Origin of the sequence: Lysobacter enzymogenes, from assembly GCF_017355525.1 — a bacterium.
Taxonomy (GTDB): Bacteria; Pseudomonadota; Gammaproteobacteria; order Xanthomonadales; family Xanthomonadaceae; genus Lysobacter; species Lysobacter enzymogenes_C.
This window is the reverse complement of record NZ_CP067395.1, coordinates 5,455,487-5,468,185: the sequence shown is the minus strand read 5'-3', so window position 1 is coordinate 5,468,185 and position 12,699 is coordinate 5,455,487. Positions and strand designations below refer to the sequence as shown.

General features: G+C 67.5%; 14 protein-coding genes. 5 read left to right on the top strand and 9 right to left on the bottom strand.

What is annotated here, in order from left to right; genetic code table 11:
- Positions 1-67 precede the first annotated feature (67 nt).
- The 3 genes from tdh to JHW38_RS23070 all read left to right on the top strand — a co-directional run bounded on the left by tdh (position 68) and on the right by JHW38_RS23070 (position 2,894).
- Positions 68-1,102, top strand: coding sequence for an L-threonine 3-dehydrogenase (gene tdh / locus JHW38_RS23080; RefSeq protein WP_206410976.1), 1,035 nt, complete (start codon positions 68-70; stop codon positions 1,100-1,102).
- 112 nt (positions 1,103-1,214) lie between these two features.
- A complete protein-coding gene (gene kbl / locus JHW38_RS23075; protein ID WP_207523617.1) occupies positions 1,215-2,408 on the top strand; it encodes a glycine C-acetyltransferase in 1,194 nt (397 codons plus the stop codon).
- Between the two features lie 96 nt (positions 2,409-2,504).
- A complete protein-coding gene (locus tag JHW38_RS23070) occupies positions 2,505-2,894 on the top strand; it encodes an HNH endonuclease (protein WP_207523616.1) in 390 nt (129 codons plus the stop codon).
- 45 nt (positions 2,895-2,939) lie between these two features.
- On the opposite strand, the gene JHW38_RS23065 is transcribed toward JHW38_RS23070, so the two are convergent.
- The 6 genes from JHW38_RS23065 to JHW38_RS26115 all read right to left on the bottom strand — a co-directional run bounded on the left by JHW38_RS23065 (position 2,940) and on the right by JHW38_RS26115 (position 7,169).
- Positions 2,940-3,470: a hypothetical protein gene (locus JHW38_RS23065; RefSeq protein ID WP_207523615.1), complete on the bottom strand. Its 531-nt coding sequence runs from the start codon at positions 3,468-3,470 to the stop codon at positions 2,940-2,942.
- Between the two features lie 99 nt (positions 3,471-3,569).
- Positions 3,570-4,100 carry a hypothetical protein gene (locus JHW38_RS23060; protein WP_207523614.1) on the bottom strand — a complete coding sequence of 177 codons (531 nt, stop codon included), beginning with the start codon at positions 4,098-4,100 and terminating at the stop codon, positions 3,570-3,572.
- A gap of 112 nt (positions 4,101-4,212) precedes the next feature.
- A complete protein-coding gene (locus JHW38_RS23055; protein ID WP_207523613.1) occupies positions 4,213-4,755 on the bottom strand; it encodes a hypothetical protein in 543 nt (180 codons plus the stop codon).
- Positions 4,756-5,165: 410 nt separating this feature from the next.
- The gene (locus JHW38_RS23050) at positions 5,166-5,903 is read right to left on the bottom strand and encodes a pseudouridine synthase (protein WP_242691056.1); all 738 of its coding nucleotides are present in this window, start codon (positions 5,901-5,903) and stop codon (positions 5,166-5,168) included.
- 401 nt (positions 5,904-6,304) lie between these two features.
- Positions 6,305-6,832: a hypothetical protein gene (locus tag JHW38_RS23045; protein ID WP_242691054.1), complete on the bottom strand. Its 528-nt coding sequence runs from the start codon at positions 6,830-6,832 to the stop codon at positions 6,305-6,307.
- A 136-nt stretch (positions 6,833-6,968) separates the two neighbouring features.
- Positions 6,969-7,169 (bottom strand): DUF6053 domain-containing protein, encoded by a 201-nt coding sequence (locus tag JHW38_RS26115; RefSeq protein WP_428995273.1) that lies wholly within the window; start codon positions 7,167-7,169, stop codon positions 6,969-6,971.
- Here JHW38_RS26115 and JHW38_RS26110 point away from each other — a divergent pair.
- Positions 7,087-7,290: a DUF6053 domain-containing protein gene (locus tag JHW38_RS26110; protein ID WP_428995272.1), complete on the top strand. Its 204-nt coding sequence runs from the start codon at positions 7,087-7,089 to the stop codon at positions 7,288-7,290. The two genes, JHW38_RS26115 and JHW38_RS26110, sit on opposite strands and share 83 nt — an antisense overlap.
- Here JHW38_RS26110 and JHW38_RS23040 read toward each other — a convergent pair.
- From JHW38_RS23040 to JHW38_RS23030, 3 genes are all read right to left on the bottom strand, one after another.
- Entirely contained in the window at positions 7,287-8,366 is a 1,080-nt protein-coding gene (locus tag JHW38_RS23040) for an OmpA family protein (protein ID WP_207523612.1), read from the bottom strand. The genes JHW38_RS26110 and JHW38_RS23040 overlap by 4 nt on opposite strands.
- A gap of 424 nt (positions 8,367-8,790) precedes the next feature.
- Entirely contained in the window at positions 8,791-9,870 is a 1,080-nt protein-coding gene (locus tag JHW38_RS23035) for an OmpA family protein (RefSeq protein ID WP_207523611.1), read from the bottom strand.
- 303 nt (positions 9,871-10,173) lie between these two features.
- A complete protein-coding gene (locus JHW38_RS23030; RefSeq protein WP_207523610.1) occupies positions 10,174-11,625 on the bottom strand; it encodes a bifunctional 2-methylcitrate dehydratase/aconitate hydratase in 1,452 nt (483 codons plus the stop codon).
- 200 nt (positions 11,626-11,825) lie between these two features.
- Here JHW38_RS23030 and JHW38_RS23025 point away from each other — a divergent pair, with 200 nt between their 5' ends.
- Positions 11,826-12,617 carry a DODA-type extradiol aromatic ring-opening family dioxygenase gene (locus JHW38_RS23025; RefSeq protein ID WP_207523609.1) on the top strand — a complete coding sequence of 264 codons (792 nt, stop codon included), beginning with the start codon at positions 11,826-11,828 and terminating at the stop codon, positions 12,615-12,617.
- Positions 12,618-12,699 lie beyond the last annotated feature (82 nt).

The following is a 12,699-nucleotide window of genomic DNA, read 5'->3' as shown; positions in this document are numbered from 1 at the left end:
CCCGGGGCGTATAATTCGGGCTTCTTTCCCGCCCGGCCCGGCCGCGGCCCCTAGGTATCGAAATCCCATGACGCAAACGATGAAGGCACTGGTCAAGCGCGAAGCCGGCAAGGGCATCTGGATGGAAGAAGTGCCGGTGCCGAGCCCGGGTCCGAACGAGGTCCTGGTCAAGCTCGAGAAGACCGCCATCTGCGGCACCGACCTGCACATCTACCTGTGGGACGAGTGGAGCCAGCGCACGATCAAGCCGGGCCTGGTGATCGGCCACGAGTTCGTCGGCCGCGTCGCCGAACTCGGCCCCGGCGTGACCGGCTACAAGGTCGGCCAGCGCGTCTCGGCCGAAGGCCACATCGTCTGCGGCCATTGCCGCAACTGCCGCGCCGGACGCCAGCACCTGTGCCCGAACACCACCGGCATCGGCGTCAACCGCGACGGCGCGTTCGCCGAATACATCGTCATGCCGGCCAGCAACCTGTGGCCGATCCCGGACCAGATCCCGAGCGAACTGGCCGCGTTCTTCGATCCCTACGGCAACGCCGCGCATTGCGCGCTGGAATTCGACGTGGTCGGCGAAGACGTGCTGATCACCGGCGCCGGCCCGATCGGCATCATCGCCGCCGGCATCTGCAAGCACATCGGCGCGCGCAACGTGGTCGTCACCGACGTCAACGATTTCCGCCTGAAGCTCGCCGCCGACATGGGCGCCACGCGCGTGGTCAACGTCGCCAACCAGTCGCTCAAGGACGTGATGGCCGACCTGCACATGGAAGGCTTCGACGTCGGCCTGGAAATGAGCGGCAACCCGCGCGCGTTCAACGACATGCTCGACTGCATGTACCACGGCGGCAAGATCGCGATGCTCGGCATCATGCCCAAGGGCGCCGGCGCCGACTGGGACAAGATCATCTTCAAGGGCCTGACCCTGCACGGCATCTACGGCCGCAAGATGTACGAGACCTGGTACAAGATGACCCAGTTGGTGCTGTCGGGCTTCCCGCTCGGCAAGGTGCTGACGCATCAGTTGCCGGTCGACGAATTCCAGAAGGGTTTCGACCTGATGGAAGCGGGCAAGGCCGGCAAGGTCGTGCTGAGCTGGAACTGACTGAAGCCGGGAATGGGGATTCGGGATTCGAGATTCGCAAAGCGGTCCCTCCCGATCTCCAGCGGCCTCGCTCTTACCAATCCCTAATCCCCAATCTCGAATCCCGGCCTCCATGTCCCTGACCCAGCACTACGCCGACACCCTCGAAGAGATCCGCGCCGCCGGCCTGTTCAAGTCCGAGCGCATCATCACCAGCCCGCAGTCGGCCGAAATCGGGCTCGCCGACGGCCGCACGGTGCTGAACTTCTGCGCCAACAACTACCTGGGCCTGGCCGATCATCCGGACATCATCCAGTCGGCCAAGGACGCGCTCGACACCCACGGTTTCGGCATGGCCTCGGTGCGCTTCATCTGCGGCACCCAGGACCTGCACAAGCAATTGGAAAAGACCATCGCCGATTTCTTCGGCACCGAGGATACGATCCTCTACGCCGCCTGCTTCGACGCCAACGGCGGTCTGTTCGAGCCGCTGCTCGGCGAGAACGACGCCATCATCTCCGACGCGCTCAACCACGCCTCGATCATCGACGGCGTGCGCCTGTGCAAGGCCAAGCGCTTCCGCTACGCCAACTGCGACATGACCGACCTGGAAAAGCAGCTGCAAGCGGCCGACGCCGCCGGCTGCAAGACCAAGCTGATCACCAGCGACGGCGTGTTCTCGATGGACGGCTTCATCGCCCCGCTCGACGAAATCGTCGCGTTGGCGAAGAAGTACAACGCCCTGGTCCACATCGACGAATGCCACGCCACCGGCTTCCTCGGCGCGACCGGCCGCGGCTCGGCCGAAGTCAAGGGAGTGATGGACCGGATCGACATCTTCACCGGCACCCTCGGCAAGGCGATGGGCGGCGCGCTCGGCGGCTTCACCACCGCGAAGAAGGAAGTCATCGAACTGCTGCGCCAGCGCTCGCGTCCCTACCTGTTCTCCAACTCGTTGCCGCCGCACGTGGTCGCCGCCGGCATCAAGGCGTTCGAGATGCTGTCGGCCGCCGGCGATCTGCGCGAGCAACTGGCGCAGAACACCGCCTACTTCCGCGAGCGCATGACCGCGGCCGGTTTCGACGTCAAGCCCGGCGTGCATCCGATCAGCCCGGTGATGCTGTACGACGCGCCGCTGGCGCAGAAGTTCGCCGAGCGCCTGCTCGAGGAAGGCATCTACGCGATCGGCTTCTTCTTCCCGGTGGTGCCGCAGGGCCAGGCGCGCATCCGCACCCAGATGTCGGCCGCGCATACCCGCGAGCATCTGGACCGGGCGATCGACGCCTTCATCAAGATCGGTCGCGAACTCGGCGTGATCAAGGCCTGATTGCAGTGACGACGGCGCGGCGATGGACCGCTGCGGCCCGGACCGCTGCGGTCCGGCCCGTCGCCGGCATGCCTGTCGCCGGCGCGGCGCGCTGAGATGCGCTCCGCGCTGCGCCGCCGCCTGCTGCAAGCCGCGCGCACCGACGCGCTGGCCGCGCTCGACGGCGACACCTGGCGCAGCCGCTGCCTGCATTGCCGCCGCGCCCTGGCGCTGCGCGCCGACGGCGAAGCGCTCGGCACGACCTCGCTCGAACACGTGGTGCCCAGCGCCTGGTTCGGCCGCCGCGCCGCGGCCGAGCTGTGCGCGCGGGTCGGCTTTGAGCCCGACGATCCGCGCAACCTCGCCCTCGCCTGCGCATCGTGCAACCACGGCAAGGGCTGCACCCACGACGCGCGCGGCCCCGGCGACGCCCGCGCGCGCGAGGTCGTCGCCGCGCTGCTGGATGCGCGCCTGGCGCGCTGGCGCGAGCCTTCGGAAACGGCTTGACGGCCGCTGCAGCCGCAGGCCGATGCGGCGCGCGGACGCAGCGGATCAGGCCTGACTCTTGGCCAACTCGGTTTCCAGTTGTTCGATCTTGCTGTCGAACGCGGGCCGGCGCGAATCGATCAGCGCGCGCGTGAACGGATGCGGCTGGTTCTGCATGAGTTGCAGGTAGGCATCGATCATGTCGATCAGCTTCTTGGCGTTCTTGCCGTGCTGGACTGCAATCGCCAAGGCGCGCTTGTCGGTGTACTCGCCCGCCTGCATGGAGCGGTCCATCTCGGCATCGAGCTCGGCCAGCGCCGCGCTCAGCGCGGTGGTGTTGGCGCGCGCCAGGCCGAAGCCTTGCTGGGCTTCAGCGACCTGGCCGTTGTCGAGGTCCTGGTAGGCCTGCAGCAGATTCGATTCGAACCCGGCGTGCTCGCCGCGCACGCTCTGCATGATCCGCTGCAGCTCGACCGGATCGGCCTGCGCGCCGGCGCTGAACGACAAGACCGCGGCCAGCGCGAACGCGCGCAGGGCGGCCAGCAGGCCGGCGCGCGCACGCGCAGGCCGGCGGACATCGATCGGTATCGCGAACATGGGTTCCCTCCTTGAAGCGCAGAATGCGGCCGCATCCATCGCGGCCGCGGGTGTGCGGATCGCGACGGGACCGCATGGCGGCCCCGTCGCGCGCGAGGCTCAGGCCTCGCTCATCGCCTGCTGCAGATCGCGCATCGCGATCTCGAATTTCTGGAACTCCATCTTCAGCAACAGCCGGGTGAACTGCGACGGCGGCCGCTCCATCTGCAGCGTCATCAGATAGGCCTTGATCATCTGCATGTCTCTGCCGGCGGAGTCGGAAAACGCGATCGCCCGATCCAACGCCTGCGCGTCGTTGTACTGCCCGGCCGCGCGCGAATCGCGCAATTCGTTTTGCAGATTGGACAGCCCGACGCTCAGCTGGATGGATTTGGAGTACGCCATCGACAGGCTGAACTGCGCCGCCTGGATGTTGCCGGCATCCAGATACATGTTGACGTACATCATGTGCGAATCCAGCAGCGCGCGGTCGGTGCGTATGCTCTGCATGATCTGCTCGGCGCGGACCGGGTCGGCCGGAGCCGCGGCGCTGAACAACAGCGCGGCCGTCAACGCGAACGCGCGCAGGACGGACAGGAAGCCGGCGCCTCGGCGCGCGCGCGGCGAAACGGTGGCGATTGCATGCGACATGGGTTCTCTCCTTGAAGGAATTGGTCGGTCGTTGTGCGTACCGGCCGGCGGGCGAAAACAGCGAAAGCGGGATAAGCGCCCTCGCCGCTTCAAGTTGCGCGGCCGCTGGCGGTCAAGCCTCGCTCATCGCCTGCTCGAGCTGGGTCAGGTGCGTGCTGAAAGTGATCAGGTCGATCTGCAGCCGCGTCTGCAGTTGCGGCGACGTCGGCAGTTGCACCAGTTGCTGCAGGTCCAGCGAAAGCATCTGCGCGTCGGCGTTGGCCAATTGGGCGTAATTGATCGCCCGCTCCAGCGCGGCGCGGTTGCGGTACAGACCGCGGTCGAGCGAATCGCGGTGCTCCGCGACCAGGCGCACGAAGTCCATGTTCAACTTGATCGCCTGGATCTGCGCCGAGGTGTAGCTGTTCTTGGCGCCGACGATGTTGCCCATGGACGCCTGTTGCCGGGCGATCTGGATATGCAGGTCCATCAGCTGCCGGTCCTGGCGCGCGATCTGCATGATCTGGCTGGCCACCGCCGGATCGGCCGCGGCGGCGCCGCTGAAGGACAGCATCGCGGCGAACAGCGCCGCAGCCAGGAACGCCAGCAGCGCCCGCGCGCGGGGCAGCGGCGAGAAGTGCGCGGGCACGGTCGAATCGGTCGTTGCGTACGACATGGACGATCTCCTTGAATGGGGAAGCGGCGCAGAGCCGCGGCGGCGCGGATCGGGGGATCCGCGCGCGCGATGCGATCGCTGAGTGTCCGGCCTGCATGCGGGACGGGCCCGCGCCGGCTTGCACCTCCTTGTCGTCGCGCCGTCTTCCTTTTCGCGCCGGCGGATCGCACACGCCGGCGCCGACGGCGCCCTGCCGCGACTCTAGCCGCGGCGCGCGGCGGCAACTGGTACCCGGGTCGGATTTCCGTACCGCGGCGCGCCACGGCGAGCGCGAACTACGCCGACGTTCTCAACGCCCGCACGCGCGCATCGCGGCCGCAAAGCCAAAGCCCTGCAAGCCGTCGCTGCTTGCAACCGCTGCGCGGCCCCGGTTCCCCAATCCCGCTTTTCTTCCCCGCTTCCGCCCAGCCTCAGTCCAACCTACGCAGATCGTCCTCATCCAACGCCCGCCATTGCCCCTTGGGCAACTCGCCCAGCGGCAGTTCCCCGATCGCCACCCGCACCAGCCGCAGCGTGTCCAGCCCGAACGCGGCCAGCAGCCGGCGGATCTGCCGGTTGCGGCCTTCGTCGAGCACGATTTCCAGCCACGCGTTCTTCTCGCCGCTGCGCAGCAGCCGCGCCGATTTGGCGCGCAGGCGCTCGCCGTCTTCGTCGACGCCGGTTTCCAGGGCGCTCAGCAACGCCGGATCGGGAATCGCGTCGATCTGCACGCGATAGGTCTTGTCCGGCCCGCGCTCGGGGTCGGTGATGCGCGCGGCCCATTGCGGGTCGTTGCAGAACAGCAGCAGGCCTTCGCTGGCCTTGTCCAGGCGCCCGACCGGGGCCAGCCACGGCAGCGGCGCGCCGTCGAGCGCGGCGCCGTCGAAGCAGCGGTAGACGGTGTCGCGGCCGCGCTCGTCGCTGGCGGTGGTGACCAGCCCGCGCGGCTTGTTGAGCATCAGATAGATCCGGCGCGCGCCGCCGATTTCCTCGCCGTCGACGAGGATGCGCTGGCGGCCCTGCACGATCGGGAATTCGGGATCGCGCACCACCCGCCCGTCGACCGCGACGCGGCCGGCGGCGACCCAGCGCGCGGCCTCGCTGCGCGAGCAGACGCCCTGCTTGGACAGCACGCGGGCGAGGCCATGACGGGGCGGGAGTTTATTCAAGGCGTATACGCAGGATTCGAAAGCCGGCGCCGACGCGGCGCAGGCGCATTATCGCAGCCGCGCCCGCCGCAGCGGCGCGCGATTTTCTTCGCCCGGGGCCGATCCGCCGTCGCGCGCGCGCAGGACTTAATCCAGCAACGGCCGCGGCGTTTTTCGCCGAGCGGTTTCGCCGCCGATTTTGCGGACGGTACTCTCGCCGCGATTTCTGCGGGAAAGCCCCTGCGGCGATTTTTTGCGGGAGGGATTTCGGCCCCGCCGCTTTCGCGCGCAATCGCGGCGGCCGACCGGAAGGCGTCGGGGCTGAAGCCTCTCCCGCAAAAAACGCGGCGCAGCGGCGAAAAACGCAACGGCCGCGGTCGAAGCCGCGGCCGTCGTCGAGCGGCGCGCCAGGCGCGCCGGCCTTACTTCTTTTTCTTGCCTTCCTCGGCCTTCGGCGGCTCGGCTTCGGCGACCGGCGCGGGCGCTGCCGCGGCGGCGGCGCCCGGCGCGCCCTTGGCCACGCGCACGCCCTTGGCCTTCATCCAGGCGGCGAACTCGTCGGCGGTCATGCGCTTGCCGCCCTGGCTCATGTCGAAGCGCCACGGCGTATTGTCGAACTGGGTCTGCGGCTTGTACGCGGCCGGGTCGTTGGCCGACGGCATGCCGGTCGAGGCCGGCGTGGCCTTGGCCACGGTGCAGGCGTCGAGCTTCATGCGCAGCAGCACCTGGTCGACCGACAGCGCTTCGTCGAGCGCCTGCGACAGCACGCCGGTCGGCGCGCCGAGCTGATGCGAGGGCGCGACCAGTTCCGGCGCCACCGGCGCGATCAGGGTCGGCTGCACCGGCTGCGCGCGCGAAGCGGTCAGCGCGGCGCAATTGGCGGCGCCGGTCTGCGCTTGCGCGGCAGCGGCGATCAGGATCAGGGAGGTGGCGGCAAGCAGTCGGCGCATGAGGACTCTCTCCAGGTCGGCGCGGGACGGAATCGGCGCGAAAGCGATGCATCGCCGCGCGGTCGTCGGTGCGCGCCAGTGTAGGCGGCCCTGCCGGATCGGACAACCCGCAAAATCAGGCATTTATCGGCGTTTCTTATGAACGGGCCGAACTGCGGGACGCAAGCCCGCGCGGCGGCACGGGTCGCCGCCCGTCGCCGTGTGCGAACGCCGCGCGACGCCATCGAAGCCGGGCGCTCTTGCCGGGCGCTCTTATGGAAGGGGCCTCAGCCCCGACGCTGTTGTTTCGCTTCGCTGCGACCTGGGCGAAAAACGTCGGGGCTGAAGCCCCTCCCACAAAAGCCGGCGCTGCCGCAAAAAACGACGCAAAAAGCCGACGCAAAAAAGAAGCCCGGCACGAGGCCGGGCTTCTTCGGTGTCGCTACGCGCGCCGCGAACGGCGCGCGCCTGCCGCTTAGTTCTGAGCGTTGAGCTCGGTGCGGCGGTTCTTCTCGCTCTTGCAGCCCGGCAGCGTCTGCGGGGTCTGCTCCAGCGGACGGCTCTCGCCGTAGCCGACCGGACCCGCCAGGCGACCGGCGTCGACGCCGTTGCTGGTCAGGAAGTCGTACACGGCCTTGGCGCGGCGCTCGGACAGCTTCTGGTTGTAAGCGTCCTTACCGCACAGGTCGGTGTGACCGGCGACTTCGACGCGCAGGCTCGGGTTGCGCTTCAGGATCTCGGCGGCCTCGTTGAGGATGGCCACGGCGTCCGGACGCAGGGTCGCCTTGTCGAAATCGAAGTTCACGCCCTTCAGGTCGATCGAGACCGGAACCGGGCAGCCGTCCGGACCGATGGTCTGGCCAGCCTGCGAGTTCGGGCACTTGTCGTCGCAGTTGTTCACGCCGTCGCCGTCGTCGTCCTTATCGGCGCAGCCCTGCTCCACGACCGGAGCCGGAGCGACCGCAGCGACGGGTTCCGGACCCAGCGGCACCACGATGCCGACCGAGGCCAGCACGTCGCCGAACCAGTCTTCCTTCGACGCGTTGACGCTCTGGTCGTCGAAGTCGGCGCGGTAGGCGAGCTCGGTGCGGATGCCGACGCGGCCCAGGTCGCCCTGGATGCCGACGCCGACCTTGGCGGCGAAGTTGCCGTCCTTACGCTTGGCCGGCGACAGCGGCGACGGAATGAAGTACTCCTCTTCCGAACGCTGGTAGCCGATGCCGGCGAGGATGTACGGGTTCCAGTTGCGGCCGTCGGTCACGAAGTGGCGACGCAGGTCCAGCGAGATGCCGTACTGGCTCCAGTTGGCGTCCTGGTTGGCGTCGAACTTCGGGTTCTGATAGTTCAGTTCGCCGTCGAGCGACCAGTTCTTGCTCAGGAACTTGCCCAGGCCGATCGCGCCGAACGGAGCGTTGCGAGTGCCACGGTCGTTGTCCTGGATGTTCATGCCGGCGGCGCCGGTGAGGTACCAGCGGTCGTCGAAATCCTGCGCGCTGGCCACCTGCGAGAAAGCCAAGCCCGCCAGCAAAGCGGTGCTCAACATACGGATCTTCATTTGTAACTCCTTCAGATCGATCGGAACGGGGGGTAGATCGGGACTGTGTGATCGGGACAGTCTTCTGCGGCGCTGACTCTATGGCAGAGACACTTTCAGCACTGGCACGAGCCGGGCGCCGCGGTCACTGGCGGGGGGATCATACACTGTCAAGAAACTTGTTAATACCACTTAACGGAGTTCAGGCGAGCGAGAACTGGTTCGTGTGTAACGCTTCCGCGCTTTTTACGCTCACATCGGGACAGCCGGGCCGACGAACGGTCGAAACTGCCTAAAGATTTGCGTACCAGTTCCGAATTCGCGCATTCCCTCATCGCGGGTCGCCGCAGAAAAAATCACACAAAAAAGAAGCCCGGCGCCTTGGCCGGGCTTCCCGGTATCGCAAGCCGCGGGCCCGCAGGCCCACGGCAGCCGCGTCGTCCGATCAGTTCTGGACGTTGAGCTCGGTGCGGCGGTTCTTTTCGCTCTTGCAGCCCGGCAGCGTCTGCGGGGTCTGCTCGAGCGGACGGCTCTCGCCGTAGCCGATCGGGCCCTGCAGGCGACCGGCATCGACGCCGTTGCTGGTCAGGTAATCGTAAGCGGCCTTGGCGCGGCGCTCGGACAGCTTCTGGTTGTAAGCGTCCTTGCCGCACAGGTCGGTGTGACCGGCGACTTCGACCTTCAGCTCGGGATAGCGCTTCAGGATTTCGGTGGCTTCGTTGAGGATGGCCACGGCGTCCGGACGCAGGGTCGCCTTGTCGAAATCGAAGTTCACGCCCTTGAGGTCGATGGTAACCGGAACCGGGCAGCCGTCCGGACCGATGGTCTGGCCAGCCTGCGAGTTCGGGCACTTGTCGTCGCAGTTGTTGACGCCGTCGCCGTCGTCGTCCTTGTCGGCGCAGCCCGGCTGCACCGGCGGCGGCGCGACGACCGGAGCGCTCGGCTCCGGACCCAGCGGCACCACGATGCCGACCGAGGCCAGCACGTCGCCGAACCAGTCTTCCTTCGACGCGTTGATGCTCTGGTCGTCGAAGTCGGCGCGGTAGGCGAGTTCGGTGCGGATGCCGACGCGGCCCAGGTCGCCCTGGATGCCGACGCCGACCTTGGCGGCGAAGTTGCCGTCCTTACGCTTGGCCGGCGACAGCGGCGACGGAATGAAGTACTCCTCTTCCGAACGCTGGTAGCCGATGCCGGCGAGGATGTAGGGGTTCCAGTTGCGGCCGTCGGTGACGAAGTGGCGGCGCAAGTCCAACGAGATGCCGTACTGGCTCCAGTTGGCGTCCTGGTTGGCGTCGAACTTCGGGTTCTGATAGTTCAGTTCGCCGTCGAGCGACCAATTCTTGTTGAGGAACTTGCCCAGGCCGATCGCGCCGAACGGCGCGTTGCGGGTGCCGCGGTCGTTGTCCTGGATGTTCATGCCGGCGGCGCCGGTGAGGTACCAGCGGTCGTCGAAGTCCTGGGCGCTGGCCACCTGGGCGAGGCTCAGGCCACCCAGCAGGGCGGCGCAGAGGAGTTTCTTATTCATCTTGTAGCTCCTGGTTCTTAATAAATGGAAACCGCGTCTGCGAGGTTTCTACCGTTCAGGACGGCCGCCTGGACGACGCCGACCCGCGCAGGTTAGGTTTGCCAACGTGAAAGCGGTGTTAACAACCGTCTAACATTCGAGCCGGTTCAATGAAATACGGGATCCGGTCGCAATTCGTTCAGCTTGGAAAGTGCAGTTCCGTTCAGCTGAAACTGCACTTCTGGAGTGCGAATCCTGGCAGCGGTTTGCGCAGATGCGCCGGCCCCAGGCACGGACCGCGCATCTGCGCATTCCCGGCCGGGATCAGGCGCGCACGAACAGGCTCATGAACTCGGTCACCGGCAGCGCTTCCAGCTCGGCCGGGTTGTTGGCCAGGGCCAGCAGGCGGTCGGCCTGGGCGGCCGGCAGCTTGGCGCGGATCGCGGCTTCGAACTTGGCCATCAGCACCGGGATGCCCTCGGCGCGGCGCTTGCGGTGGCCGATCGGGAAGTCGATCGAGACCTTGTCGGTCGAGCTGCCGTCCTTGAAGAACACCTGGACCGAGTTGCCGATGTAGCGCTTGTCGGGGTCGAAGTAGTCCTTGGTGAACTGCTCGTTCTCCTTGACCGTCATCTTGTCGCGCAGCGCGTCGATGCGCGGGTCCGCGGCGACGGCGTCGACGTAGTCGTCGGCGGTCAGGCGGCCGAAGATCAGCGGCACGGCGACCATGTACTGCAGGCAGTGGTCGCGGTCGGCGTAGTTGGCCAGCGGGCCGGTCTTGTCGATGATGCGCACGCCGGCTTCCTGGGTCTCCAGTTCGACGCGCTCGATCTGGTCGAGCTTGTCCTTGACCTGATCGTGCAGCTGCATCGCGCACTCGACCGCGGTCTGGGCGTGGAACTCGGCCGGGAACGAGATCTTGAACAGCACGTTCTCCATCACGTAGCTGCCGAACGGACGCTCGAACTCGAACTGCTTGCCCTTGAACGAGATGTCGTAGAAGCCCCAGGTCTTGACCGACAGCGCGCTCGGGTAGCCGACCACGCCCTTGTTGGCGTTGAGCGCGTGGGTGACGGCGCGGCGGCAGGCGTCGCCGGCGGCCCAGCTCTTGCGCGGGCCGGTGTTCGGCGCGTGGCGGTAGGTGCGCAGCACGCCGTTGTCGATCCAGGAGTGCGAGACCGCGGTGATGATCTCTTCCTTGCCGCCGCCGAGCATCTGCGTGGTGACCGCGGTCGAGGCCAGGCGGACCAGGATCACGTGGTCGAGGCCGACCCGGTTGAACGAGTTCTTGAGCGCGTAGCCGCCCTGGATTTCATGCGCCTTGATCGCGTGGCCGAGCACGTCGCGCACCGTCATGGCCTTGCCGCCTTCGGCCTCGGCCTTGCGGCCCAGGTAGTCGGCGACGCCGAGGATCGCGCCGAGGTTGTCGGACGGGTGGCCCCATTCGGCCGCGAGCCAGGTGTCGTTGAAGTCGAGCCAGCGGATCTGCACGCCGATGTTGTAGGCGGCCTGGACCGGGTCGAGTTCGTAGGAGGTGAACGGCACCCGCGCGCCGCCCTTCATCTCGCCGCCCGGCACCAGCGGGCCGAGGTGCTTGAGGCATTCCTTGTGGTCCATCGCCAGCGCCGCGCAGGCCAGCGAGTCCAGCAGCATGTAGCGGGCGGTGTCGTAAGCCTCTTTCGAGTCGATCTTGTACTCGGCGACGTAGTCGGCGATGTCGACCATGGGCTTGTCGGGGTCGGGGCGGACGGTCGAACGGATGTCGAAGTGGCTCATGGGCGAAAGGCCTGCGGTGAGAGAGCCGGCTATTTTGCCAGAGCGCGGCGGTGCGGCGGACCGGACGGGTATGGAAGACGCCGCCCGGCTGGGTCCGCATCAACAATCGACACTATCGCTCGCGATTGCCGCCAATCGCAGAACGATCAGGCGCGGGCGAGCGGCTTGGAAATCGCCGGGGCGAGGATCACCCTTGCGCCATGGACATCCCGACCCGTTTGCCGACCCTGTTCCTTTCGCACGGTTCGCCGATGCTGGCGCTGGAGGACTCGCCGGCCGGGCGCTTCCTCGACGACCTGGGCCGGCAGTTGCCGTGGCCGCGCGCGATCGTGATCGCCTCGGCCCACTTCATGACCGACCGGCCGATGGCCGGCGGCCACGCGCGGCCGCATACCGTGCACGACTTCGGCGGCTTTCCGCAGCCGCTGTACCAGATCCAGTACCCGGCGCCGGGCCATCCGCGCCTGGCCGAAGCGGTGGTCGCGCGTCTGGCCGATGCCGGCCTGAACCCGAAGCTGCGCGACAACCACGGCCTCGACCACGGCGTATGGGTGCCGTTGCGGCGCATGTACCCGCAGGCCGACATCCCGGTGGTGCCGCTGTCGGTGCTGCCGTACGGCACCGCCGCCCAGCATTTCGCCATCGGCCAGTCGCTGGCCGCGCTGCGCGACGAAGGCGTGCTGGTGATCGGCTCGGGCGGCTTCGTGCACAACCTCGGCGACCTGGACTGGAGCGAGCGCGACGCGCCGATGCCCGACTGGGCCGCCGAATTCGCCGGCTGGATGCACGCAAAGCTCGCCGCCGGCGACCGCGAGGCCTTGCTGGACTGGCAGGCGCAGGCGCCGCATGCGAAGCATGCGCATCCGACCGTGGAGCATCTGATGCCGTTGTTCGTGGCCCTGGGCGCGGCGGGCGAAGCGCCGACCGCGCGCACGATCCATCGTTCGCACGAGATGGGGTCGTTGGCGTTGGATGCGTTCGCGTTCGATTGAGGGTTGCGGCGTGATTGCGGATTCGCGGTCGCGGCTTGCGCCGCTCCTACAGGGGCTACTTGTAGGAGCGGCGCGAGCCGCG